The 24,424-nt window shown below is 39.9% G+C and carries 27 protein-coding genes and 1 riboswitch; of the genes, 22 read left to right on the top strand and 5 right to left on the bottom strand.

Translation table 11 applies throughout. The annotated features are described in order from the left end of the window. Positions 1-16: 16 nt before the first annotated feature. From HC179_RS19565 to HC179_RS19520, 10 genes are all read left to right on the top strand, one after another. On the top strand, positions 17-1,015 hold the full coding sequence (locus HC179_RS19565; protein WP_168865867.1) for an ABC transporter substrate-binding protein: 999 nt from the start codon (positions 17-19) through the stop codon (positions 1,013-1,015). After that, a complete protein-coding gene (locus HC179_RS19560) occupies positions 981-2,054 on the top strand; it encodes a FecCD family ABC transporter permease (RefSeq protein WP_168865866.1) in 1,074 nt (357 codons plus the stop codon). The genes HC179_RS19565 and HC179_RS19560 overlap by 35 nt, the downstream gene beginning before the upstream one ends. Then, entirely contained in the window at positions 2,047-3,525 is a 1,479-nt protein-coding gene (locus HC179_RS19555; RefSeq protein WP_168865865.1) for an adenosylcobinamide amidohydrolase, read from the top strand. The genes HC179_RS19560 and HC179_RS19555 overlap by 8 nt, the downstream gene beginning before the upstream one ends. Continuing rightward, positions 3,519-4,487, top strand: a complete 969-nt coding sequence (gene cbiB / locus HC179_RS19550; protein ID WP_168865864.1) for an adenosylcobinamide-phosphate synthase CbiB — start codon at positions 3,519-3,521, stop codon at positions 4,485-4,487. Before HC179_RS19555 ends, cbiB begins: the two co-directional genes overlap by 7 nt. A gap of 9 nt (positions 4,488-4,496) precedes the next feature. After that, entirely contained in the window at positions 4,497-5,573 is a 1,077-nt protein-coding gene (gene cobD, locus HC179_RS19545) for a threonine-phosphate decarboxylase CobD (protein ID WP_168865863.1), read from the top strand. Further along, the gene (locus tag HC179_RS19540; RefSeq protein ID WP_168865862.1) at positions 5,570-6,118 is read left to right on the top strand and encodes a bifunctional adenosylcobinamide kinase/adenosylcobinamide-phosphate guanylyltransferase; all 549 of its coding nucleotides are present in this window, start codon (positions 5,570-5,572) and stop codon (positions 6,116-6,118) included. The genes cobD and HC179_RS19540 overlap by 4 nt, the downstream gene beginning before the upstream one ends. Further along, positions 6,115-6,876, top strand: coding sequence for an adenosylcobinamide-GDP ribazoletransferase (gene cobS, locus HC179_RS19535; protein ID WP_168865861.1), 762 nt, complete (start codon positions 6,115-6,117; stop codon positions 6,874-6,876). Before HC179_RS19540 ends, cobS begins: the two co-directional genes overlap by 4 nt. Further along, on the top strand, positions 6,828-7,460 hold the full coding sequence (locus tag HC179_RS19530; RefSeq protein ID WP_168865860.1) for a histidine phosphatase family protein: 633 nt from the start codon (positions 6,828-6,830) through the stop codon (positions 7,458-7,460). The genes cobS and HC179_RS19530 overlap by 49 nt, the downstream gene beginning before the upstream one ends. Continuing rightward, positions 7,415-7,846, top strand: coding sequence for a bifunctional adenosylcobinamide kinase/adenosylcobinamide-phosphate guanylyltransferase (locus HC179_RS21245; RefSeq protein WP_168865859.1), 432 nt, complete (start codon positions 7,415-7,417; stop codon positions 7,844-7,846). Before HC179_RS19530 ends, HC179_RS21245 begins: the two co-directional genes overlap by 46 nt. A 139-nt stretch (positions 7,847-7,985) precedes the next feature. Beyond that, a complete protein-coding gene (locus HC179_RS19520) occupies positions 7,986-8,453 on the top strand; it encodes a hypothetical protein (protein WP_168865858.1) in 468 nt (155 codons plus the stop codon). 151 nt (positions 8,454-8,604) lie between these two features. Here HC179_RS19520 and HC179_RS19515 read toward each other — a convergent pair whose 3' ends face one another. The 4 genes from HC179_RS19515 to HC179_RS19500 form a co-directional block, all read right to left on the bottom strand. Beyond that, entirely contained in the window at positions 8,605-8,919 is a 315-nt protein-coding gene (locus HC179_RS19515) for a DMT family transporter (RefSeq protein ID WP_168865857.1), read from the bottom strand. Then, positions 8,919-9,260 carry a DMT family transporter gene (locus HC179_RS19510; RefSeq protein ID WP_168865856.1) on the bottom strand — a complete coding sequence of 114 codons (342 nt, stop codon included), beginning with the start codon at positions 9,258-9,260 and terminating at the stop codon, positions 8,919-8,921. The genes HC179_RS19515 and HC179_RS19510 overlap by 1 nt, the downstream gene beginning before the upstream one ends. A gap of 69 nt (positions 9,261-9,329) precedes the next feature. After that, a riboswitch (guanidine-I (ykkC/yxkD leader) is annotated at positions 9,330-9,426 on the bottom strand. 146 nt (positions 9,427-9,572) lie between these two features. Next, entirely contained in the window at positions 9,573-11,531 is a 1,959-nt protein-coding gene (locus HC179_RS19505; RefSeq protein ID WP_240948591.1) for an alkyl/aryl-sulfatase, read from the bottom strand. A 246-nt stretch (positions 11,532-11,777) separates the two neighbouring features. After that, positions 11,778-11,939, bottom strand: a complete 162-nt coding sequence (locus HC179_RS19500; protein ID WP_010193472.1) for an aspartyl-phosphate phosphatase Spo0E family protein — start codon at positions 11,937-11,939, stop codon at positions 11,778-11,780. A gap of 227 nt (positions 11,940-12,166) precedes the next feature. Between HC179_RS19500 and HC179_RS19495 the strand changes: the two genes are divergently transcribed. The 4 genes from HC179_RS19495 (at position 12,167) to HC179_RS19480 (ending at position 14,379) form a co-directional block, all read left to right on the top strand. Further along, a complete protein-coding gene (locus HC179_RS19495; RefSeq protein WP_168865855.1) occupies positions 12,167-12,877 on the top strand; it encodes a cytochrome c biogenesis CcdA family protein in 711 nt (236 codons plus the stop codon). A 105-nt stretch (positions 12,878-12,982) separates the two neighbouring features. After that, on the top strand, positions 12,983-13,342 hold the full coding sequence (locus HC179_RS19490) for a response regulator (protein ID WP_168865854.1): 360 nt from the start codon (positions 12,983-12,985) through the stop codon (positions 13,340-13,342). Positions 13,343-13,518: 176 nt separating this feature from the next. Further along, positions 13,519-13,818, top strand: coding sequence for a hypothetical protein (locus HC179_RS19485; RefSeq protein WP_168865853.1), 300 nt, complete (start codon positions 13,519-13,521; stop codon positions 13,816-13,818). Between the two features lie 66 nt (positions 13,819-13,884). Then, complete coding sequence (locus tag HC179_RS19480; RefSeq protein WP_168865852.1) at positions 13,885-14,379, top strand: CcdC family protein; 495 nt, start codon at positions 13,885-13,887, stop codon at positions 14,377-14,379. A gap of 16 nt (positions 14,380-14,395) precedes the next feature. Here the strand turns inward: HC179_RS19480 and HC179_RS19475 are convergent, their stop codons facing one another. Continuing rightward, positions 14,396-14,821: a DUF2621 domain-containing protein gene (locus HC179_RS19475; protein WP_168865851.1), complete on the bottom strand. Its 426-nt coding sequence runs from the start codon at positions 14,819-14,821 to the stop codon at positions 14,396-14,398. A gap of 133 nt (positions 14,822-14,954) precedes the next feature. On the opposite strand from HC179_RS19475, the gene HC179_RS19470 reads away from it, so the two are divergent. The 8 genes from HC179_RS19470 to HC179_RS19435 all read left to right on the top strand — a co-directional run bounded on the left by HC179_RS19470 (position 14,955) and on the right by HC179_RS19435 (position 24,383). After that, positions 14,955-15,746 (top strand): ATP-binding protein, encoded by a 792-nt coding sequence (locus tag HC179_RS19470; RefSeq protein ID WP_148986364.1) that lies wholly within the window; start codon positions 14,955-14,957, stop codon positions 15,744-15,746. 152 nt (positions 15,747-15,898) lie between these two features. Further along, positions 15,899-16,834, top strand: coding sequence for an AAA family ATPase (locus HC179_RS19465; protein WP_205825397.1), 936 nt, complete (start codon positions 15,899-15,901; stop codon positions 16,832-16,834). Between the two features lie 2 nt (positions 16,835-16,836). Beyond that, positions 16,837-18,009: a DUF58 domain-containing protein gene (locus tag HC179_RS19460; protein WP_168865850.1), complete on the top strand. Its 1,173-nt coding sequence runs from the start codon at positions 16,837-16,839 to the stop codon at positions 18,007-18,009. Beyond that, positions 18,002-19,213 carry a hypothetical protein gene (locus tag HC179_RS19455; protein ID WP_168865849.1) on the top strand — a complete coding sequence of 404 codons (1,212 nt, stop codon included), beginning with the start codon at positions 18,002-18,004 and terminating at the stop codon, positions 19,211-19,213. The genes HC179_RS19460 and HC179_RS19455 overlap by 8 nt, the downstream gene beginning before the upstream one ends. Positions 19,214-20,458: 1,245 nt before the next feature. Continuing rightward, complete coding sequence (gene proC / locus HC179_RS19450; protein WP_168865848.1) at positions 20,459-21,301, top strand: pyrroline-5-carboxylate reductase; 843 nt, start codon at positions 20,459-20,461, stop codon at positions 21,299-21,301. A 33-nt stretch (positions 21,302-21,334) separates the two neighbouring features. Continuing rightward, the gene (gene proB / locus HC179_RS19445) at positions 21,335-22,453 is read left to right on the top strand and encodes a glutamate 5-kinase (RefSeq protein ID WP_168865847.1); all 1,119 of its coding nucleotides are present in this window, start codon (positions 21,335-21,337) and stop codon (positions 22,451-22,453) included. 58 nt (positions 22,454-22,511) lie between these two features. Next, positions 22,512-23,771: a glutamate-5-semialdehyde dehydrogenase gene (locus tag HC179_RS19440; RefSeq protein WP_168865846.1), complete on the top strand. Its 1,260-nt coding sequence runs from the start codon at positions 22,512-22,514 to the stop codon at positions 23,769-23,771. Between the two features lie 123 nt (positions 23,772-23,894). Next, complete coding sequence (locus tag HC179_RS19435; protein WP_168865845.1) at positions 23,895-24,383, top strand: hypothetical protein; 489 nt, start codon at positions 23,895-23,897, stop codon at positions 24,381-24,383. Positions 24,384-24,424: the final 41 nt, after the last annotated feature.

The raw sequence follows: 24,424 nt of genomic DNA, 5'->3' as shown, positions 1-24,424 counted from the left end.
GTAGAGGAGAAAAAAGATGAAACAAACTAAACAAAATTGGGGAATTATAGGTCTTGTTTTGATGATATTCATTGGAATAATAACAGGATGTGGGTCAACCTCACAAGAAACAAACGGAAATGTAAATGATGCGGCAATCTCTGGAAACACAAGCAGTGAGGAGCAATCGGAAAATACAGCCTTTCCTATAACCATAACAGACGATTCCGGTCAGGAAATCACCATTGAAAAAGAACCAGAAAGCATTATTTCTATGCAACCAAGTAATACAGAAATCGCTTATGCTCTTGGTCTTGGAGATAAAATGATCGGAGTGTCCGATTATTGTAACTATCCAGCGGAAACTGCCGATGTGGAAAAAGTAGGCGGCCAAGACATGAATGCGGAAATGATTTTGACATTAATGCCCGATATAATCTTTGTAACAGATTATCATCATCAGAATCATGAGGCAATTCTCAAACAGTATAAGGAAGCTGGAATAAGTGTTATTGTCATTGGCAGCGAATCTTCATTTGCGGATGTATATGAAACAATCGAATTGATTGGAAAAGCTACTGGTACAACAGTGGAAGCAGATAAATTAGTTGACGATATGAAGGAACGACTACTTACAGTGGAAGAAAAAGCTAAGCAAGTGACCGCAAAGAAAAAAGTTTGGGTAGAGGTTTCTCCTGCTCCGGATATTTTCACGACAGGTCAAGGGACATTCATGCATGAGATGCTTGAGACCATCCAAGCGGAAAATGCTGCCGGCAATCAGAAAGGCTGGGTAAAGCTAACGGAAGAGGAAATTGTCCAGTTAAATCCAGATGTGATCATTACTACTTATGGCTATTATGTGGACAACCCAAAAGAGGGGGTCATGGCTCGTTCTGGTTGGGAGGAGGTTCCTGCCATTAAGGATGGAAATGTCCATGATGTGGACAGTGATACGGTAACAAGGCCTGGCCCCCGTTTGATTGAAGGAGTGGAGCACCTTGCAAAACTTATCTATCCAGAGATTTTTGAATAATAAGGTCATTTGGTTGTATCTGGGGAGCGGAGGGTTTGTACTTGTTGCAGCCCTCCTTGGTTTATTAAACAGCAGTGTCTCGATTCCGATACCAACCATCTTGCATATCTTATCGGAAAATACACTCGGGAAGGGTTGGCTGCCTGACATTCCCAAGAATGAAGAAATGATCATTTGGCATATCCGCTTTCCGCGTGTGTTGCTCGCCATGTTTGTCGGGGCATCCCTTGCGATTGCTGGCGCGGCATTTCAAGGGTTGTTAAGGAACCCCCTTGCTGATCCCTACACCATTGGGGTTTCTTCCGGAGCTGCATTGGGGGCGGTAGCCGTACTTTTCTTCAACATCTCCATTATTGGTCTTGGAAGCTTCACCCTCCCTGTTGTGGCAATTCTCAGCGGATTGTTGTGTTTGCTCCTTGTATTTGGACTAGTCAAATTGAGTAACAGGGGGCTGGCAATAGAAACCATCATTCTGGCGGGAATCATAATAAGCGCGTTTATCAGCTCTATTATTTCTTTAATCATTGCCCTTGGTGATAAAGAATCTATGACCCAAATTATTTACTGGTTATACGGAAGTGTGGGAATGAGGAGTTGGGGGCATGTACAGCTTATTTTCCCGTTTATGGTGGCGGGATCTATTCTTTTGTCCCTGCATTATCGTGAATTGAATGCAATGGCGCTTGGGGAAGAGGCCGCAGATCATATCGGAGTGAATGTGAAAAGAGGGAAGGTACTAATCTTGTTTGGTGCTTCGCTTCTGACAGGTTCTGCAGTAGCTGTATCTGGATCCATCGGATTTGTGGGCCTTGTGATTCCTCATTTGGTAAGGCTAATGATTGGGCCTAATCATCGCCACGTACTACCTTTATCTATGCTGATTGGTGGGGGATTCCTGGTAGTTGCAGACTTATTTGCAAGAACCATCATTGCACCGAAGGAACTGCCGATAGGTGTAATAACCGCATTAATCGGAGCCCCAGTCTTTGCTGGTCTGCTAATCAGAGATAGGATAGGGAAGGGGAAAGGAAATGATTAAATTAAAACGGCTCGTCGGTGGTTACCAACCGGACAAACCAATTATAAACGGGGTTGACCTGGCTATTAGAAAAGGGGAGTTTTTTGCGTTACTCGGACCAAACGGGAGTGGAAAGACAACCCTCTTCAAACTTGTAACAGGTCAGCTTCCTGTGGTATCGGGGGAACTGTTGCTTTCAGGCAGGCCACTCTCTTCTTTTACAAAGTTGGAAAAAGCTAAGCAAATTGCGGTACTTACACAGGAAATTCAGGTTTCATTTGATTATACTGTCGAAGAAATCATCAGTCTTGGACGGTATCCACATCAAAAAGGTCTATTTAGGAGCCTCACCAAAAATGATAAAGAAATCATGCAGCAAGTGATGGATATTACTGGAGTGGCCGTGCACAAACATAAGCAATTCCGTAAATTAAGTGGGGGAGAGAAGCAACGCGTCCTTCTTGCAAAGTCCCTTGTCCAGGAACCGGAGATCCTTTTGTTGGATGAACCGACCAACCATCTTGATATAAAGCATACTTTTCATATGTTGGATCTTATCAAGGAGTGGCAGCACACAAAAGGACTGACCGTCTTTGCCATCCTGCATGATTTGAATGTGGCGTCTTTGTACGCAGATCGTTTGGCACTTTTACATAATGGGAATTTTTTGGAGGTGGGGGACTCTGACACTCTCAGAAAAGAGGAGCAGCTTGAAAGAGTATACGATGTGTTGATCAAAGCAGGACCACATCCAGTTGTCCCTAAACCCCAGCTATTAATGACGCCAAAGCTGGAAGCAAGGAATGAAGTTCAAGGCTTGGCAGATTTCGAATTGAACAGAGATGAGAGGTTAATCCATGTCCAATCCATCAGACCGTTAAGAACCATCTCTAATGGAGTGACAGGTGAGGGAATCCAGTGGCATAAACATTTCTGCAACTTTCATGTGGAGAAGGATTATAACTGTGACAATCCTGAAAAAGATATCGGGGAATGGTTGCATCAAAAGGGAATTCCGACTGAGCAGTCAGTCGGGATGATGACGGCAGTAGTGCTTTCGGATGTTGTGATAATCAAGAAGGAAATCAAAGGCATAGAGTTCATGGCAGTGGTTACAGCCGGGGTTGGGAATGCAGTTGATATCACAAACACAGAAATGTGTCAGACACCGGTGACCATTGGCACCATTAACATCATGCTTTTTATTGATGCACATTTAACGGATGGTGGACTTGTTAATGGATTGATGTCAGCGACCGAGGCAAAGGTGAAAGCCCTTCATGATATGAAGGTACAGGATCCAAAATCCCGCACGATTGCTACGGGGACTTCCACTGATGCCATAGTTCTCGCCGTTACCCAACAAGGGGATAAAACTCCTTATGCTGGATCTGGGACCCTTATTGGAAAGGGGATTGGTCATCTTGTCTATAAAGGGGTATCAAAAGCCATTCAAAAATACCGAAAAAGAATAGGTCAGCATGTATGTTAGATAATGTGTTCTATATAAGTATGTTTATTTTTGGAGCAGCGGTTGTGTTGGATGTAATCTCGGGGGATCCGCGATGGCTGCCACACCCGGTGGTACAGATGGGAAAACTCATTTCTTTTTTGGAGAAGACTTTGAACAACGGTCATAAGCGAAGGAGGAAGGGGGTGCTTCTGGCATTCATCGTAGTTCTCTCTGTTTATGGAATTGTATGCCTTATCATAACGCTATCCTATAAGATTCATTTTTATGTAGGCGTATTATTGGAAATCTACTTTATATGGACAACCATCGCCATCAAGGGATTAGCGGATGCAGGAAAAAGTGTATGGATTCCGCTTCTAGAAGGAAACTTGGAAGAAGCCAGAAGATCCCTTAGCATGATTGTGGGGAGAGACACAGAGAACTTGTCAGAGAGTGAAGTGGTCAGAGGAACTGTAGAAACCATAGCGGAGAATACAGTAGATGGCATTACCGCCCCTTTGTTCTGGGCAATGATAGGTGGAGCCCCTCTTGCCATGGCATACCGAGCCATCAATACTTTGGATTCCATGGTAGGTTATAAGAATGAAAGGTTTCTGGATTTTGGATGGGCCTCTGCAAGGCTGGATGATATAGCTAACTTTATTCCGGCAAGGCTGACAGCTCTATCCATATGGTTATCTTCTGTTTTTATCAAAGGCTCTAATAGAAAAGCGGGATGGCTCATTACTATGCGTGATGCGAAGAAACATCCCAGCCCCAATAGCGGTTGGCCGGAAGCAATGACAGCAGGCTTGATGGGGATCCAGTTAGGTGGGGTGAATTATTATAAAGGGATTGAATCTAACCGAAAAACGATGGGGGATTTTCATAGAAAACTAGTGACAGGGGATATCCCAAGATCCATTATATATATGCATGGGGGTTGGGGTGTGTTTTTTGGATTAGAAATATTATTTCTATTTTTATTAGGACAGAAATGAGGGTTGAGGATGAATTGGCCAGAACATGGCGGTCAGCCAGATATGATGAAGAAGCTCTTGCAGGCAGAAGAGCAAGAAGTCTTGGACTTTAGTGCGAATCTTAACCCAATGGGGCCACCTGAATGGTTGCAGGGGGAATTGGAGGGACAGTGGAAGAAGCTGTTGTGTTATCCTGACCCGAATTATTCTTTTAGCACTAGTTCATTGGCATGGATGGAAAGGATTCATAATGAGGAAATCCTTCTTACAAATGGAGGAGCGGAAGCTATTTTTCTTGCGGCTAAATATTTTGAAGGGAAAATAGCCGGGATCGTCCATCCTGCTTTTTCGGAATATGAACGGGCATGTAGGCATTATCATTTACAGGTGAAAGGCATTACTACATCACCTCTGAATAATTTTCGATTGCCGATGAACCAGCTGCTTGAAGCACTGCCTGATTGGGATGTCCTCTTCCTTTGTCGTCCCAACAATCCGACAGGGGTGGTCATTCCGAAAGCAGAAATTAAAATGTTATTGGAACAGGGTCTGCATCATCAAACTTTCCTAGTTATAGATGAAGCGTTCGTGGATTTTATTCCATCCGAGACGCTGACACCGTTGCTAAAGGAATATCCTAACCTAATTCTACTCCGGTCATTGACTAAGATGTACACGATTCCTGGTCTTCGGTTAGGTTATATGATGGCCAGAGAAGCTGTCATAAATGAAATAAAAAGCTTTCAGGTACCTTGGAGTGTGAATGCTTTGGCAAGTGCTATTGCTCCACTTTTACTAAGGGATAAAAACTTTGTCGCCCATACCGTCAGTTGGCTTGAAGAACAGACAAGGAAATTGCGAACCTTTGCAGAAAGTAATGACTTTTATTTATCTAACACTTCGGTGAATTTCTATCTTCTTCAGGATAATAGACATCCAGAAAAAACGGAGGCACTTTTCACTTTCTTGTTCCAACACGGTATTTTAGCAAGACATACATATAATTTCATAGGGTTGGAAGGCAGTCATTTACGGCTTGCTATAAGATCGGAGGAAGAAAATGCTAAATTGTTGACCATTCTTAAAAAATGGAGGGAGAGAGTGTGATCATTTTTATCTCCGGGGGGGCTCGATCAGGGAAGAGTCATTTTGCAGAAAGGTTGGCTTTATCCCTTCATAAAAAAGAACCCACTAATAATCTTGTTTATTTAGCTACTTCCCAAAATAGTGATAAAGAAATGGAGGGGCGAATAGCGATGCACAAGGATCAGCGCGGTAAGGAGTGGAAGGTGGAAGAGGTACCGGTTGAGGTTGCAAGAAGTATCATGCGAGCAAATAAAGGTGATGTGGTACTGCTGGATTGCCTGACCATTTGGCTTAGTAACATGATATTTCATGGAATTGTAGGGAACGAAGAAGAGATAGTTGCTGAAGTAGATAAGTGGTTGACTCTTGCAAGAAAGAAGGGATTGAGTTTATTAATTGTTTCAAATGACCTGAACGAAGAACCTCCTTCCTGTTATAAAACGGTCACTTCCTATATATATATGTTGGAATTACTTCATCAACATATCGTGAAACAAGCTGATGTGGCGGTACAGGTCAGAGTTGGTATTCCAAAATATTGGAAAGGGAGAGGGGTGTTAGTATGAAAAATAGCTTGTATGGATTAGCCTTATCTCTTCAGTTTTTAACCAGGATACCAGTACCTGTGGAGTGCCCTTGGAACAAAGAGAGTAGTAGGTGGGCGTTAAGATGTTATCCGCTAACAGGCATGGTGTTGGGAGGGATCATAGTCTTTATTATCTCATTTTTACATGGTGTCCTGCCAACTTGGATGTTGGCACTACTTATTTTGACCATCTGGATTTGGCTTACAGGAGGGCTGCATTTGGATGGCTGGATGGATGTAGCGGATGCGGTTGGTTCCAATGCAACACTTGAGAAAAAATGGGAAATTATGAAAGACCCACGCGTTGGAAGTTTTGGAATATTAAGTTTATTGTTCCTGTTAGTATGGAAAGCCGTTTTCATCTATTTACTATTGAACGAATCCTATCAATCTACCATGTGTTTCTTGGTCATCCTTGCCTGTTCAAGAGGAATTGCGGTTTATCTGATGCATCTTTTCCCAACTGCTCAACAGCATGGGTTAGCGTTTGAATGGAAGAAGAACCTGACTGGGAGGGACCTGGTACTAGCATTCCTGCCTATTGCTGTATTGTTTTTATTTCTTCCGCAGTACCTTGTACTGTTGCCAGCTTATGCCTTGTTCACATGGTGGTATGGCAAATGGATGATGAAACAATTCAAAGGAAGTAATGGTGATCTGATGGGGACTGCGATAGAAGGAGGAGAACTATGCGGGTTAATTGTTATGTGGACCTATATCTCGTTCGTCATTGGATAACCGATTGGAACAGGGAGAAACGTTATCTTGGACATACGGATCAGAATATCTTGATGGATGGGCTTGATGAGTTGGATTTACTAAAAACAGAGTTTGAAGATCTTTCTTTTGATAGCATTTATTCAAGCGATCTACTAAGATGTCAAAACACATTGAAGTTCTTAAGCCTGCGTCACTCTCCAAATCTTGATTCTAGATTAAGAGAAATGAATTTTGGTGATTGGGAAGGGAAGAAATACGAAGAGTTGAAGGAAGATCCTTGTTACCAAAGATGGCTTGATAATTGGGAATTACATAGCACCCCCTCTGGTGAGAGCGGTCAAATGTTCCAACGAAGGGTGGATGCATTTGTTTCGGATATGTTGAATAGAAATAACCTATCCTTTAATAAAACTAACATTCTGGTGATGACCCACGGTGGAGTGATTCGGTACATGCTTAGTCAGTTCAAAGCTACAAAATCTTTTTGGGAATCACCTGCTGTACCGCATGGAAAAGGATTACTATTGAAATTAGAGAAAAGAGAGGGGGACTGGGTGTGCAGCTCTTTATCGGTGGTGCCTATTGCGGAAAAAGAAAGGTAGTGAAAGCCATTCATACTGGTGAATTTTGCTGGGTTTCTTCCTATTATAATAGTAATTTTACCGACTGGAGATCATATCGGGAGGATGATACCGCTATTGTTTTAGAAGGTTGGGAAAAATGGATAATGGATGCTCTACAATTAGAACATGATGATGACTCCATTCGACAATTTTTTTATTCCTTTTTTTTGGAGTTAAAAGAAGAGGAACGAAAGAAGGGGAAAGAAATAATTCTGATCATGTTGGAAATGGGCAGGGGAATTGTCCCACTGAATAAACAGGAAAGAAGCCTCCGTGACATTGCGGGATGGATCTCGCAAGATGCTGCAAAACTAGCAGATGAAGTTTACTATGTTTGGCATGGAATGAAGGAACAAGTGAAGTGATGGACTTTTAGTAACTGTTTAGCTATATATGAAACAATACATTTTACACAACGCGTGTATCAAATTAATAAAGAAGGAATTGTATTTTTTCTATTCTTGGGGATATTATTCTTGTTAGCTGGAATAGGAGGGTGTAATAATGAATTACATGAAGTATTCGAAGGCAATGTCATTAGTCATGATGATTCTTCCCTGGTCTCTGGTTCCTATGTTAGGGAAGCATGCTTTCAAACGATACTTCCCATCTGGTATTTTTATTTCGTTTGTGGTACTGCTTGTTAACCTTATCGCCAAAAAGAGAAGATGGTGGAGGTGGCATGAAGCCTTTTCAACGAAGGTAACTTGGGTAATTCCATTTACGTGGGGACCGTTTTTAGTTGGTTCTATGTGTATATTAAAGTGGACATATGGCAACTTTTTTCGCTATATGCTGTTGAATGTAATTGTGGATGGAATGTTTACTTATGGTTTGATGTATTACTTACAAAGGCTTCACATATTCTCTTTAGTCAAAATGAAGAAAATTCAATTAATGTTTGTGTTTATGATTGATGCCTTGCTTTTATATGGTTTTACATTCTTAAAAGAAAAAGTATTAGTGAAATAAATTGGTCAACCAGATATATTTCCTTATCAGGTTGACCTTATAATACTTTGTTTTTCTGCTTCTACTTTGTTCAGCAATTTTTGAAAATAAGATTAAGATAAAATATAAGATAAATTCCAATCATAATTTTCCTTTACATATAAATAATATTCTATGAAACAAGTTTTAATCCCACCGCTGCACTTAGAACCATGGCTATAAAAATTAATCTTTTCCAATCCTTGGATTCCCCATATAAAATCATTCCTAATAGTGCACCACCAGAAGCACCAATACCTGTCCAAATTGCATAAGCTGTACCCATAGGTAGGGTCTCCATTGCGTAAGCTAGGAATATGAAACTTGCGCCAAAACCAAGAACTAATAAAGCAATGGATTTCCAATTTCGATCATTATGAAGTTTATTGATCATTGCAACACCAAACATTTCAAATAAGCCTGCTAAGATTAAAGAAATCCAAGCCATTAGAATTCACCGCCTTCTTTAACATTATCTGTTGTGACTAATTTCAATCCAATTACTCCTGCTAATAAAAATAAAATCAAGAGTGCTTTATCAACTTTAAATGGTTCTCCAAAGAATAGGATTTCAGAAAAGACAGTTCCTGCTGTACCTAGACCAACAAAAACCGCATAGACAGTTCCTACAGGTAATTTTCGTCCCGCCATAATCATTAAGTAGAAGCTAATGAAGATAGCAATAACAGTTCCAGTCCAACTCCAAAAGTCCTCAGCGTGTTTCAATCCAATTACCCAAAAAACCTCAAAGAATGCAGCGATAAATACTTTCATCCAGTCTTTATTCATCTAAAGACACCTCCAATTTTATTATTACCAAAAATACAAAAAAAGCCTGAGAGATAACTGTAAAACAGTATCTCCCAGGCTTTTATCCTTCCGTGACACAGCAGAGCTGTGAGTTTTCTCTCGGACCAGACCAATTATTAATTGCGGAACCCTAGAAAACATTTTACTTATGCAATTACTTTACATTATATACACATTTCACATTTATTCAAGACTAAAGTTTTGGAAACAGCATTGTACTTGTGTATATGGACCCGTATCGGCGTTTATATGAAATACAATGTAAAGAAAACCATTCTATGAAAATTTTGTTTAGTAATCATTCGTTCTTTTTTTACTCAAGGGCGTCATAATAGGAAAGTCTGTGTCTATTTGATCAAGAGCCCACAGAAATTGATGCCATTTTTGGATATTTCCTATTACTTTAATTGAAGAAGGAGAAGGGCGGTTGTTGGTAGTGGCTAACTCATATAAGGATTCTTTATTCATGATGACCATAACTTGATCCTCTTTTAATTCATCAGATAAATATCGAAAGATTCCACGTTTGACCTCCGTTAAAGCTTTTTCTTTCCGATCTGGAATAATGAAATTCAATTTGAAGTCATACTCCCCAGCAATCAATCCGTTGATTCGGATACTCAACATGTTCAACACTTGTTCGAGTGTCATTATATCTAAAACCTCAGTTGTGATGGTAGACCGCTGTATTGGTATAATTCCGTAACGAAGTTCTTGTGCACCCATCAGATATTCATTGCGCCATGGGCCGGATTCTGCGATGTATCCAAGCTGCTCAAGTGCATCCGCACAAAGGTATTTGGCTTTTTTATTGGATGGATTTGCGAAGATGACGTGCTTGGTGACTTCAGCTACCCATTGGTAATCACCTTCTCTAAAGCATTCTTTTGCTTTTTTGATGACTTCATCCTCGCCTCCCATATAGTCCACATATTTTTTGGAGGACTCTTCCGGGAGCAGTTTGTTTAAATCGACAGGGTTTCCGTTATACCATCCCATATATTTTTGGTATACCGCTTTAGAATTATGGTTGACAGTTCCATAAAAAGAACCGTTAAACCATTCGTCTTTTAAACTGTCGGGAAAGGTTACCATTCTTCCTACTTGATCGATCGTGTAGCCTTGATTTATCAACCTTAGTGTCTGATCATTGATATATTGGTACATGTCTCGCTGTTTTTCCATATATTCTATGCAGTATTCTTTTCCGTGCCTTGGCCAATTATGGACTTCAAATACAGACGTTAAATGTTCTCCAAATAAATCAATGGCCTGTTGGATGTATTGGGCCCATGCGACTGGGTCCCTCACTTCAGCTCCTCGTAGAGTATAGATATTATGAAGCGAAGCTGTACAGTTCTCTGCAATACACAGACTTTTTTCTCCTGGGATAAACATGTTCATTTCAGACGGAGCTTCTGTGTCCGGGGTGATTTGGAATTGCATTCTCACACCATCAATAACTTTCTCAACGTAGGATTCATCCTTGGAAGGTGAAATTTCTTCCGCATTATTGATTAAAGTCACAACACCAGTAGATACATACTTTCCGATGCCGCTGTCTACTTGACCTTTTTCTCCACGAGGCAGCACCTCTCCATACATGTAAAATCCTCGCCTTGACATGGCAACACCTGCTGTCACATTCTCTTCCAGGGCTGCACTTAAAAATCCGCTAGGTGCATAAATTTTCACTTCATCCGTAGTTCCACTATTAAGGACTCCATCAACACCTCCATAATGATCCACGTGTGAATGAGAAAAGATGATGGCACTAATGGGGATCTTGCCGAAATAGCTGTCAATTAATTCAAAGGCTGCTTCTGCTGTTTCTCTGCTTGTGAGACAATCGATAACAATCCAGCCTGTCTTTCCACGAATAATACTTAAGTTAGCAAGATCAAATCCTCTAACCTGGTAAATGTTTTCTGTTACTTGAAAAAGACCGGCATGTAAATTTAATTTTCCTTGGTACCATAGTTTCGGGTTAACGGATAAAGGAAGTTTGTCGTTCAATAGGAATTCATAGCGTTTTAAATCCCAAACAGGGAAAAACGAGTCATCTGGTTTGATAACGGGGAGGGAGACGTTTTTCAGGACATTTCTCGTAGCCCACTCCTGTTCAATCTTCAGCCTTGCCCAGGGCAGGTTCTTTTTTATTAATTTATTAATTCTTTTTGTTTTCTCCGTAGCATCCTTGGGAAAAGGGGTGAATTCCGCCTCCATCCTCCTGTTATGGTTTTGATCCATGAATTGTCACCTCCATTGAACATAGTATTCAGGTGAACTCCCCTTCATACATGGGGGAGCGTACAAAATATGACTTATTATTCATAAATATAGAGAGAATATTATTAAATCAACATATTTGTTGGCCACAAATCACCAGGACACGCATCTTGAAATGCAAGCGTTGTAATCTTCACAAAACAGAACCCCTCCTCAATTTTTGAGAAGGGGTTTCATTAATGACAAAGCTCATATAGAATCTATGTATTATTTAGGGACGATGATATGGTTATACTTGTTTAGTAATGTATCTAGTTCCTGGCTGAGCTTTAATGTTTTAGAAGAGGACATTCCGTACTTTGCGACAATATCAATTAATTCGGATCGCTTTTTTTCAATTAGTTCAATCAATTCATGTTTAGTAGCCAATGTTGAGTACCCTTCCTTCTTCCAATTCGTAACATCATTATACTAGAATTTAGGAGGCAATACAAAGAAAAATTGCAAGTTAATGGTACTTTAATAATTGTTAAACTAGTGAAAAATAACTAGGGAATACTGTCACGGTTTCGACATAGAATGTTAAAAACACATAGTTTGTTTTAACTGATTTTTTGTTACTATTAAATATATACTTTTGTAGGAGAAGTGATTTTATGTCTGGTGACCTTACGTTATTTTTGGCATTTGGGGCTGGAGTACTTTCTTTCATATCTCCATGTACCTTGCCAATCTATCCTGCTTTTCTCTCTTATATTACAGGGGTTTCAGTAGGAGAATTGAAAGAAGAAAAAGGAATGCTGCAAAAGAGAAGTATTTTACATACACTATTCTTCTTAATTGGATTTTCTTTAATTTTTATTGCATTAGGATTTGGTACAACCTTTTTAGGTAGATTTTTTGTGCAATACCAGGATTTAATTAGGCAAGTTGGTGCCATCCTAATCATCTTTTTCGGATTGGTAATATTGGGAGTTTTCCAACCTAAATTTTTAATGCAAGATAAAAAGTTCTCATTTAAAAACCGTCCATCCGGATATATTGGGACTGTTTTGATAGGTATGGCTTTTGCTGCGGGATGGACACCTTGCTCCGGACCGATTCTTGGCGCGGTGATTGGCATGTCATTGAATAATCCATCATCTGGAATCTATTATATGTTAGCCTATGTACTAGGATTTGCCATTCCTTTCTTTATTCTTTCGTTTTTCATTGGAAAAATGGGATGGATTAAACGAAACCATACGCTAATTATGAAAATAGGCGGTTATGCGATGATCATCATGGGAGTCATGCTTTTCTTTAATTGGCTGACTAAAATCATTGTATGGCTCACTGCCATTACCGGAGGATTCCAAGGATTTTAAATTGTGTGATATTTTAGTTGATTCTTGTGTCCGAAAAGAGTAAAGTTAAAATTGGGAATAAAGGAAAATTACAACTTTTTTATAGGACATAAGGAGGACTCTGCGGTGGCTAACGTTTTAGTAGTGGATGATGCAAAGTTTATGAGACTAACAATTGGGAACATTTTAACTAAATCTAACCACACTGTGATAGGTGAAGCAGAGAATGGACGGGATGCGGTTTCGCTTTTTCGCGATCACCAGCCTGATCTCGTAACAATGGATATTACCATGCCTGAAATGAACGGTATTGAAGCTGTTCGTGAAATAGTGAAAGACTATCCTAAAGCCAAAATCATTATGTGCTCAGCCATGGGACAACAGCGCCTGATTGTAGAAGCAATTGAAGCAGGTGCGAAAGACTTCATTGTTAAGCCTTTTGATGAAGGAAGGGTTTTGGAAGCCGTTAAGAGAGTGTTAGGATAATTGTAAAAACTATCGTTTTCATGCGATAGTTTTTTTCGTTAGGGGGGAGAATTATTTTTGTTTTTGCGAGAATTGCAGAAGGCTTCGTTCTGATTTACTTTCTAATTGTAAATTTTGTTTTGCAGATGGAAAGCTATGTAGATTTAGTTTTGGTTGATGAGCGGAAGGACATTATAGTGGACCAAACCTGGAGTACCGTTCAATTATTTATAATTGGAACAGGAACAGTTATCCTTTTCTTTTTTGTAAAAGGTGGTAAAGAGTTAACGGTCTATAAAAAAGGAATGTTATTTCTATACATAATTAGTTTTTCAGTCGCAGTGTTATTTACTATGTTATTTATAGTGGGTAATCTAATTGTTCAAGCACCTACTTTACAGGATAATTGGTTGTTCATAGATACTCTATATTTAACACTTGTCACATTTTTATTGGTTGTTTCCATTAGAAAATATCGGACTTTGCAAAAACCTTAGATATCACTTTTAATATTTCTCTTTTTCGGTATAATAGTAAGAGGTTAAAAGTTGTGAATACAGAGGATGATTAATTTGTATACAGTACTATCTACGATTTTTGCAGTTTGTATGGCATTGCTTGTTTTGTTTATCAGAATGAAAGCTGCGAAAAAACCCTCATCAGTGAAAAAAATTGTATTACCTCCCATTTTTATGAGTACTGGGGCATTAATGTTCCTATTTCCTGAATTTCGCGTTTCTTTTCTGCAAATATTAGAAGCTCTGACAGTTGGTGCGATATTTTCCATATTTTTGATTAAAACTTCTAAGTTTGAGATGAAGGATAATGATATATATTTAAAAAGATCGAAGGCATTTGTCTTCATTTTGCTTGGGTTATTGGCCGTTAGAGTTGTGATGAAGCTTGTTCTTAGTACGCAGATTGATATTGGAGAACTAACCGGAATGTTTTGGCTACTTGCTTTCGGCATGATTGTACCATGGAGAATAGCGATGTATGTTAAATATAAGAAGATAGAGAGTGGTTCCATTCCACCAACGATAAAAACCTCGGTCTAAAACCGAGGTTTTCTCTTTAGAAAAGGTGTTGATACGGGGTATGATCAATCTTAAGATGTTCCAATTTTTTTATAAGGAACTTATGATCCCGTTTAGGTGTAGCGAGAATATAGCCACGAATGACATGTTCTCTTGTTATTTCTTTCGCATTTTCTTTATAAGCAATTTCACCGATTTTCCCGGCTATCTTTTGTCTGGCAATATCACGGAATAATTCCGGTACGGGTGAAACTAGCTCTTCTAGTAGCTGCTTCAAATCATCCGGCCAGAGGTGACGGGTTTTTTCTAAGTAGAAATCCTGCCAATCCAATTCTGATTTGCCGTCTTCTTTTGGCATCCTTTTAAGAAATTTGCGAAACATGAAGAATCCGCCAATGGCCAATAATCCCACCATTGTGACGACCCAAAATAAAATTAACCATAAAAACCATCCGGTTAACATGTTCTTTTTCCCTCCGAACTCGTTAACATTCTTGTATTATTATAACCGAAACTATTATAATTGCACTAGTAAATGAAAAATCTAACCTAATTGATATAGAAAAAATGACAAAGTTTTGACGGAGGTGGCGACGATGAAAAAGATTGGTGCCGTAATTGGCAGCATGGGGAAAACCGAGATACTTTCCCAAAGAGTCTGCCCAAAATGTAATAGAGAAGTAAAACGCGTCCGTATGCAAATTATCGGCGGGGAAAATAAAGGTCAATGGCAAGAGTATGAAAATGAGTGCGATTGTCGATTGGCTGCTGAAACAATGCAAGCGGAGAAGCGTAGAAAACATAAGTACTTTGAACAGTTCTGTATTATTCCAAGGGAGCTCGAGGATGCTACTCTTGAGAACTTTAAAGTCGACTATTCCAGTCAAGGCGAGGCTTTAGCGAGCACGATAGACTTTTTTGACCAATTTACAGGTAGAGAGAACCTATATTACTTTGGTCGAACTGGTAGAGGAAAAACCCATTTAGCAGTAGGCTTGTATAAATATTTTAAGGATAATAATATTACTGCGATGTTTTTTGATGTACCGAAACTAATGGATACCATTGTTGCTTCCTGGGATAATGATTCGGGATATTCGGAAAGTAAATTTATGAAGGCGATTGCAGAAGTGGATGTACTTATTCTTGATGATCTTGGTGTAGAGAGGGTAAGTGAGTGGGTGGATCAAACGATCTATTCTATTCTGAACCAAAGACAAGGAAAGAGTATCGTGTTTACATCTAATATTCACCCTGGGGATTTGACGAAACGATATGGTGAACGGATTGCAGATCGTATTAAAAATAAAATGAGTCAAAATCAGTTGATTTCCATTGTGACACCGGAGAGCTATAGAACCAAAGATTTAACGATGTACAAAGACTAATATAATAATTTTTCTTTTCATTGCCCATAGCAAACTATTGCTATGGGTTTTTCTCATTGCGAAATAGATGCTAAAATTTGTCTATTTTTTCATGTGAAATAATGGTAAAATAATTCTAAATAGAAAGAAAAATCAAAAAGGGGTGCCTGATAATGAAACAAGTAGAACAATTAAAGAAAGAACTGTCTAAAGTAATCATCGGAAAGGACGAAGTAGTAGAACTGTTATTTGTCTCGTTACTCAATAAAGGACATGTGTTATTAGAGAGTGTTCCAGGTACAGGTAAAACGATGTTGGCAAAAAGCTTTGCCAAGACAATGGATGCAGGCTTTAAACGAATTCAATTTACACCGGATGTGCTGCCAAGTGATGTTACAGGGATTCAGTTTTTTAATCCAAAGGAACAAAATTTCGAATTAAGACCCGGCCCAATTATGACAAATATCTTGTTAGCAGATGAGATTAACCGTGCAACGCCAAGAACGCAATCAAGTTTACTTGAAGTAATGGAAGAGCGACAAGTAACCATTGATGGGGAAACATTATCTATCCCAGGACCTTTCATGGTGCTTGCAACACAAAATCCAATTGAATCCCAGCAAGGGACGTTTCCACTACCCGAAGCACAGATGGATCGTTTCTTTATTCAAATCGACTTAGGGTATCCAACGCTCGAAGAAGAAAAGGAAATGATGAATAAATACCGGTTAGACGAGCCGATTAAACAATTGACTTCTTTCTTTAGCAAAGAGGAAGTTATGGAACTCCAGGAACAAGTGAAACAGGTGAAAGTATCTTCTGTAGTAGAGGATTACATACTCGAAATCGTCCACATGACGAGAAATCATGAAGAAATAGAACTTGGGATAAGCCCGCGTGGGACATTGGCTTTAATGCGAGCAGCACAAGGGGCAGCATTTGTGAATGGCCGCGAATACGTTACACCTGAAGATGTAAAGAAAATGGCACCATATGTATTAAGTCACCGATTAGTTCTTACAATGGAAGGATCGTTAAAGAAGACCAATAAACAAGTGGTGACAGAAGTGTTGGCAAGAGTTGTAGTGCCTGTGGAGGCGACAATATAGGAATGACTAGGTGGAATCAACAAGTAGATAACCTAACTCACCATATTTATTTCCGTGCCTGCGCATTTGTCATTATTGCAATAGGATTCTTTACAGGACATCCCATTTTATTTTTTATGGGTAGCTTGTATTTTATGTATTTCGTTATCTCCTACTATTATTTAGCCAATGTAGGGAAAAAACTGAAGCTTACAATTGTTGACGGACAAGTGAAAGTTTTCCCAGGTGAAACAGGGATCATCAAATTGAAAGTGGAACAACCCTCCTGGTTACCTATTTTTTCTGGACGTATTCAACTTGTTGCAGATAATAACATTGAGTTTCAAAACGGAGACAGTAGAACGCGGATCAGCCAAATCAGTCTGCCGTTTTCCTTAATGGGTAAAAGTGAACTAGTCATTGAAATTCCTTTTACTGCGATTGAAAGAGGCGTAGCCAAATTACATCATATTGAGCTGCAAATCTCCCATTTTATTGATTTTGGAAAAGTGTATCTGCAAAAGAACGATTTGACGAAATTTGAAGCGTTGGTATACTCCGAGCAATTACCCGTAACTGGTCTTGAAAGAATTATGCCAAAGAATCAAGGCACATATCCAACTAGGTCGTCCCTTTTTGAAGATGTTAGCACGATTATCGGAACCCGTGATTATGCAGCGGGGGATTCCTTTAATAGAATTCATTGGAAAGCTTCTGCTAAGGTTACTAGCCTTCAAACGAAAATGTATGAAAAGACTTCTCAATTTTCTTGGTTAATTGTGTTTGATATTAGATCCGGAAATTTAGAAGAGAGAATTAAGGGCATTACCCATTTGTTACATCATGCGAACAAATTCAATATCCCTTATTCCTTGCTTGTAAACATTAAGAGGGTTGGGACACCAAGTTATTTTGAACTGCCTTATGGGGAAGGCAAACGCCATCTGCAAACTGCGTTAACTATGTTGGCGAGATTGCAAGGAAACAGTGTGTCCATTGGCATGACTACTTTTGAAAGAATAACCTATCAACATGCTGCACAGGCCCCTTATGTGATTCTTTGTGGGGAAGAAGAGCGCTTGCGAGGTTGGAGGATGCCTACTGGGACTAATGTAAACCTCCTTGAGGTAAAGGAAGATAGTTGTACATTACTACCATGGCGTTCAGAAGCAAGGAAGGAGGCAGTAAATGGCTAAACTATGGAGAAACAGCATTCACTTATTACTTGAGCTCAATATACTTTATTTTTTTATTTTGCTCTTGTACCTAGATTCCGGTAATCTGCCTTCTTTTGCAGGTGTCTTGTTGCCATATGGTTTTGCAATTGCAATTTTTGGCTTTTTAAACAACAAACTTCCAAGTAGTTATGTTGCCATCATGGTTGTGGCACCTGTATTAGCTCTTTTTGCTTACCTTTCTTCCTATAGTATAGGGCTTTCTCTGATTATCGGAACTATGATTAGTTTCCGTGCATTTATGTATTTTGTAGAGGAAAGGTTTATTTCCACTTTTGCACTGTTAATTATGTCATTCATCTGGATGCCTTTTGTATACGGTGCAGGAACATTGGTGGATTATCCTCATGGCCTTACGTTAATGATACTTTTTGGTGTGCAACTGGCACTTGTTATTTTATTGTATAGTGGAAATGCTGTGATTCAATTAAAGGGGATCCCTTATATGCAAAAAAGGGTGGTTAGTGCGACTGCCGCCGTTTTTATAAGCATCGTCGCTGTTTCTGCCGTTTTTGCAACAATAGGTAAATACCTGATAACAGCGGGACTTTCGATATTCGGCTTTGGTGTTAGCTTTATTTTTGATGTTATGGCAAGGCCTGTGTTTGCTTTGTTTGGAATGCTCGATTGGACGCCCAAAAGCGGTGGGCCTCAGGATGAGGGAGGCATTGAGATGGGGGAGGAGGAAGAAGCGGAAACCGCTGAGCTCTTACCACCCACAGAAAGCCTATTTGATAATCCTGTAGTAGTGGCAGTTGGTGTCATTCTTTTTCTTTCGGTCCTTTACCTCCTATTAAATAAGAAAAAAGTGAACAACCAAAAAAGAGAGATGCAGCCTGAACAGCAATTTACTTCTACTATGACTAAAAAGAGTGGCGGTGGATTCTTCGCTAGTAGAAGAAAGCAAAAGCCACCGGAAAATGAAGTAAGGAAGCTTATGTTTGAGTTAGAGCAGTTGGCTTTGAAAAAGAACCGTGGCCGCCTCCCAAATGAAACTTTGGAGGAATGGTTAAAACGGGAAACCACTTTTAAGGAAAGCTTCATGGAGTTGTATGCGAAAGTGCGTTATGGGGAAATGAAACTCTCCCCTGTGGAAGTGGAAGCATGCAGGACGATGGCAGAGGAAATTCGAAAAGTGATGAAGCAGTGGAAAAAAGCGAGTTAGATATTTATGACTGCAGTGTATCCTTCTCTGGGTACACTGTTTTTTTATGGGGGGCACTATGAAGACCTGAGTGGTAGAGAGAAGTCTTCATTGGCGTTATGAAGACCTGAGTAGCGGGAGATTGTGTACAGAGAGGTCTTCATAGGCGTTATGAAGACCTGAGTGGAGGTAGATTAAGTAGAGAGAAGTCTTCATTGGTGTTATGAAGACCTGAGTAGCGGGAGATTGTGTACGAAGAGGTCTTCATAGGAGTTATTAAGACCTGAGTAGCGGCAGATTAAGTAGAGAGAAGTCTTCATTGGTGTTATGAAGACCTGAGTGGCGGTAGATTAAGTAGAGAGAAGTCTTCATAGGCGTTATGAAGACCTGAGTAGCGGGAGATTGTGTACGGAGAGGTCTTCATAGGCGTTATGAAGACCTGAGTGGCGGGGGATTGGGTAAAGAGAAGTCTTCATTGGTGTTATGAAGACCTGAGATGCAGGAGATCAGGTAAAGAGAAGTCTTCATTGGTGTTATGAAGACCTGAGTAGCGGGAGATTAAGTAGAGAGAAGTCTTCATAGGCGTTATGAAGACCTGAGTGGCGGGGGATTGGGTAAAGAGAAGTCTTCATAGGCGTTATGAAGACCTGAGTAGCGGGGGATTGTGTACGGAGAGGTCTTCATCTGAGTCATGAAGACCTGAGTTGAGGAAGATTGGGTAAAGAGAAGTCTTCATCAGCGTTATGAAGACCTGAGTGGCGGTAGATTAAGCAGAGAGAAGTCTTCATTGGTGTTATGAAGACCTGAGTGCCGGCAGATTAGGTAAAGAGAAGTCTACACCCGCGTTATGAAGACCTGAGTGGCGGCAGATTAAGTAGAGAGAAGTCTTCATCTGAGTCATGAAGTCCTGAGTGTCGGCAGGTTGTGTAAAGAGAAGTCTTCATCGGCGCTATGAAAACAGCAGTGACTGGGAAATAGGAAAAGAGCATTTCTACTCATCGCAGTAAAACCGTCCAAACTCAATGCATAAAAGGGTTTGTGACACTTTCCCATAATTACCCTCCATCAAATTTCGCCGTATTTCTCCATTTTCAGCGATTATCCCCCTTCTACTGGAATTACACGAAGGTCAATATTATTGGTAGCGTTTACACTCACTATCTGGCTTTCATGCGAACTAATTGCCCAAACACCCTTGATATACATCCTCTACATGTTACGATTATAAACGTTGTTAAAAACGAACGGACAGACGGGAGCGATTAGATGCTGAAAGAAAAAGTGATTGGATTTATTGGAGCAGGATCAATGGCAGAGGCAATGATTTCAGGTATTGTTGCAAGTGAAATTATCCCTGCAAATAATGTTGTAGTAAGTAACAGATCAAACATCGAAAGATTAATGGAACTTGAAAATAAATACGGTGTTCGTGGCGTAATGAAGCAGGATTTGAATATGAGTGAACTAGACATTATTGTATTGGCCATGAAACCGAAAGATATAGAAACTGCATTAGCTTCATTAAAAGATCAACTAAATTCTTCACAATTACTGCTTTCCGTTTTAGCAGGTGTATCCACTGGCTATATGGAAGAAGGTTTGAATCCAGGACAGCCTGTTATTCGCGTAATGCCAAACACGTCAAGCATGATCGGTGAATCGGCTACAGCGATTTCAGCAGGAACGCATGTTGGGATGGATCATATGGTAGACACAAAAGTCATCCTTGAAACAATCGGCAAAGTATACACCATTGAAGAAGAACAAATGGACGTTTTCACAGGAGTAGCCGGAAGTGGTCCAGCATATTTCTACTATTTAATGGAGCACATGGAAAAAACAGCGAAGGCTGCAGGACTAGATGAAGAAGTAACACGTGATGTAGTTGCTCAAACGATTTTGGGAGCAGCAAAAATGATGCAGACAAACAATGAAGAGCCTGCGTCGCTTCGCAAAAAGGTTACTTCACCTAACGGTACTACTGCAGCAGGCTTGGAAGCATTAAGTGATAACGGCGGCGGAAAAGCTATCTCAGCAGCCATTAAAGGTGCAGCAGAACGTTCAAAAGAAATCAGTGCAGAAAAAGAAAAAGAATTGGTTTTACAGTAAGTTTTACAACTATGTTATAACAGGAGTGATTGAATGACCCCCGATAATAAGACAAAACGGGTAGTAATAAAAATTGGAAGCAGCTCATTGACAAGTTCACATGGTGAAATTAGCAGAAGAAAACTAGAAAGGCTTGTTGATGAAGTTGCTCAACTGAAGGATCAAGGATATGAAGTCTTATTGGTTTCTTCAGGTGCAGTAGCAGCCGGATATAGAAAACTAGGCTGCCTCGATCGACCAACAAGTTTACCGGAAAAGCAAGCGGCAGCGTCCATTGGACAGGGCTTGTTGATGGAGGCATATAGCGAACTGTTTTTATCTAACGGGTACGTAGCCTCTCAAATTCTTATTACAAGAGAAGATTTTTCGGATGAAAATCGCTACAATAACGCGCGCAACACCGCGAATGTTCTTTTAGAGCGTGGTATTGTACCGATCGTCAATGAAAATGACACCGTCACGGTAAACCGTCTGAAATTCGGGGATAATGATACACTTTCTGCTAAAGTGGCAGGACTTGTCGATGCAGATATGTTGTTAATTTTATCTGATATCGATGGATTGTATGATGCAGATCCGCGTAAAGATCCCGATGCCACTCTATTACGAAAAGTAGAAGAGATTACACCTGAAATTGAAGCGGCAGCTGGGGATCCTGGTAGCTCTGTCGGTACTGGCGGAATGAAGTCGAAAATTGATGCCGTGAAGATTGCCATGGCATCAGGAATCCCTGCCTTTTTAGGAAAAGCAGGAGTACCAAACATCTTACTTCAAGCCGTGGAAAAAGAAGCAACTGGTACGTATTTTGAATCGAAGGACTCAGCAGTAAACTTAAATCACAAAAAACAATGGATCGCGTTTAACTCAGGTCCTGAGGGAGAAGTAGTGCTTGCAGAAGGTGCCGACGTTTCCATGCTAGGCAAAAAGAGATTATTACCTTCAAGCATCAGTAAAGTGAAAGGTTATTTCCAAGAAGGATCTGTGGTAAGGATTCTGGACTTTGAAGGAAACAGAATTGGACTTGGAGTGGTCAACTACTCCTCGGAGCAGTTAAGAGAGTACGATCAAACCCAAGACAACTACGCAGAAGAAGTCGTAAAAAATGACGATTTAGTATGTCATTTAGAAGCATCCATTCCGGTCGGAATCTAATAATCACAAATAACAAGAAATAAATAACATTTCTTAAATATAAATTAGGAGGAATTTGATGTCTTTATTAGTAGAGACAAATGTAGAAACTCAAGCAAAGGAAGCGAAGAAAGCAGCAAAGGTAGTAAGCTTACTGACAACAGAGGAAAAGAACGAGATTCTTAAGCATATCGCCAACACCCTGGAAAGCAACGTATCCCATATCCTAGAGGCCAATAACAAGGACTTGGACAAAGGACGCGAAAAAGGCTATACAGAAGCGTATATGGACCGATTGGCACTATCTGAAGAACGTATTGCAGATTTTGCTAATGGCCTAAGAGAAGTTGCTGAACTAGATGACCCTGTTGGTGACATCCTTTCCGACTGGACATTGGAAAATGGCTTGCAAGTAGAAAAAGTCCGCGTTCCACTTGGAGTAATCGGCATGATCTACGAAGCACGACCAAACGTAACAGTTGATGCAACTGGACTTGCGTTGAAATCCGGAAACGCGATTGTTTTAAAAGGCGGATCTTCTGCTATCAACTCCAACCAAGCTATTGTAGATGTGATTCACAAAGCATTAAAGACCACATCTATCCCAGCTGAGGCGGTGCAATTTATTGCAAGTACGGACCGTAAAGCAACGCAAGAACTATTCACGATGAAAGAGCATATCGACGTGTTGATCCCTCGTGGAGGAGCGTCTCTAATTAATGCAGTCGTAGAAAATGCCACGGTCCCTGTTTTAGAAACAGGTGTGGGTAATTGCCATCTTTATATTGACAAGGATGCGGATTTGGAAAAAGCATTATCCATTGTCGTCAATGCTAAAACGGACCGTCCGGCGGTTTGTAACGCAGCAGAGACATTGATTGTGCATGAAGCTTGGTTCCATGCGAACAAAGATGCGCTAATCAATATGTTTAAAGAAAATGGCATCACGGTTCATGGAGACGACACAGTTGTTGAAACAATTCCTGGAGCAGTTAAGGCTGGGAAAAGCGATTGGACAAACGAGTATTTAAGCTTAGACATTGCAGTGAAGGTGGTTTCTGATATAGACGAAGCAATCGACCATATTGATGAATATGGTACGAAGCATTCCGAAGCTATCATCACAGAAAACAAAGAAACTGCCAACAAGTTCATGAAGCTTGTAGATGCAGCAGCTGTTTACCATAACGCTTCCACACGTTTCACTGATGGTGGAGCTTTAGGATTCGGTGCTGAGATCGGTATTTCTACTCAAAAACTTCATGCTCGTGGTCCGATGGGATTACCTGCATTAACAACGGTTAAATTCCAAATGACTGGTAATGGTCAAATTAGATAATAATGTTTTGTTATGAGTCTTGCCTATAGGGCAGGGCTCTTTTTAATAAACATTTTTAGTAAAAAGAGGATTTTTTTGTCGAAAGTGGAATACATAGTGTAGAGAGAGAAAAGGGGAGATACTATGCAAAATCAAATTGGTGCAGTACTTAAAGTAGTAGGTGGTATAGTAATAGCACTAGGATTATTGTTAGGGATTTTTGGTGGAACACAAACCAACAGTTTTTTATTTTTTGTTACTACTTTTCTAGGTTCTCTGGTTACAGGAATGGTTTTAATAGGGCTGTCTGAAATTATTCGAATCTTAGAAGTGATGAACGAGAACATGCCAAAAAGACGAAGAAAATTGTCGAAGAAATCAAATGCCACACTCATTGAAGCAACACCTCAACCTATGAGTACTAAGGAAGAGGATGATATAAAGTCATTTCTACATAAGCATGATATCGAAATAGAAAAAATTATCCCAACGCCCAAAGAAGATTATTTTATTATAAAAACATCTGCTAGGCATATTCTGATTGAAATGGGCGGCTTTTCACCAAAGATCATAAATGAGGAAAAGTGGCCAGAAGAATTGCTAGGTTGGTTTGAGCATAATTATCAAAATTAATAACACCCTTGTATTCTTATAGAATACAAGGGTGTTTTAGT

It is taken from the genome of Bacillus sp. RO1, from assembly GCF_012524115.1.
Taxonomy (GTDB): Bacteria; Bacillota; Bacilli; order Bacillales; family Bacillaceae_I; genus Sutcliffiella_A.
Note: the sequence above shows the minus strand (reverse complement) of the source record. Positions and strands in the feature narration are given on the sequence as shown.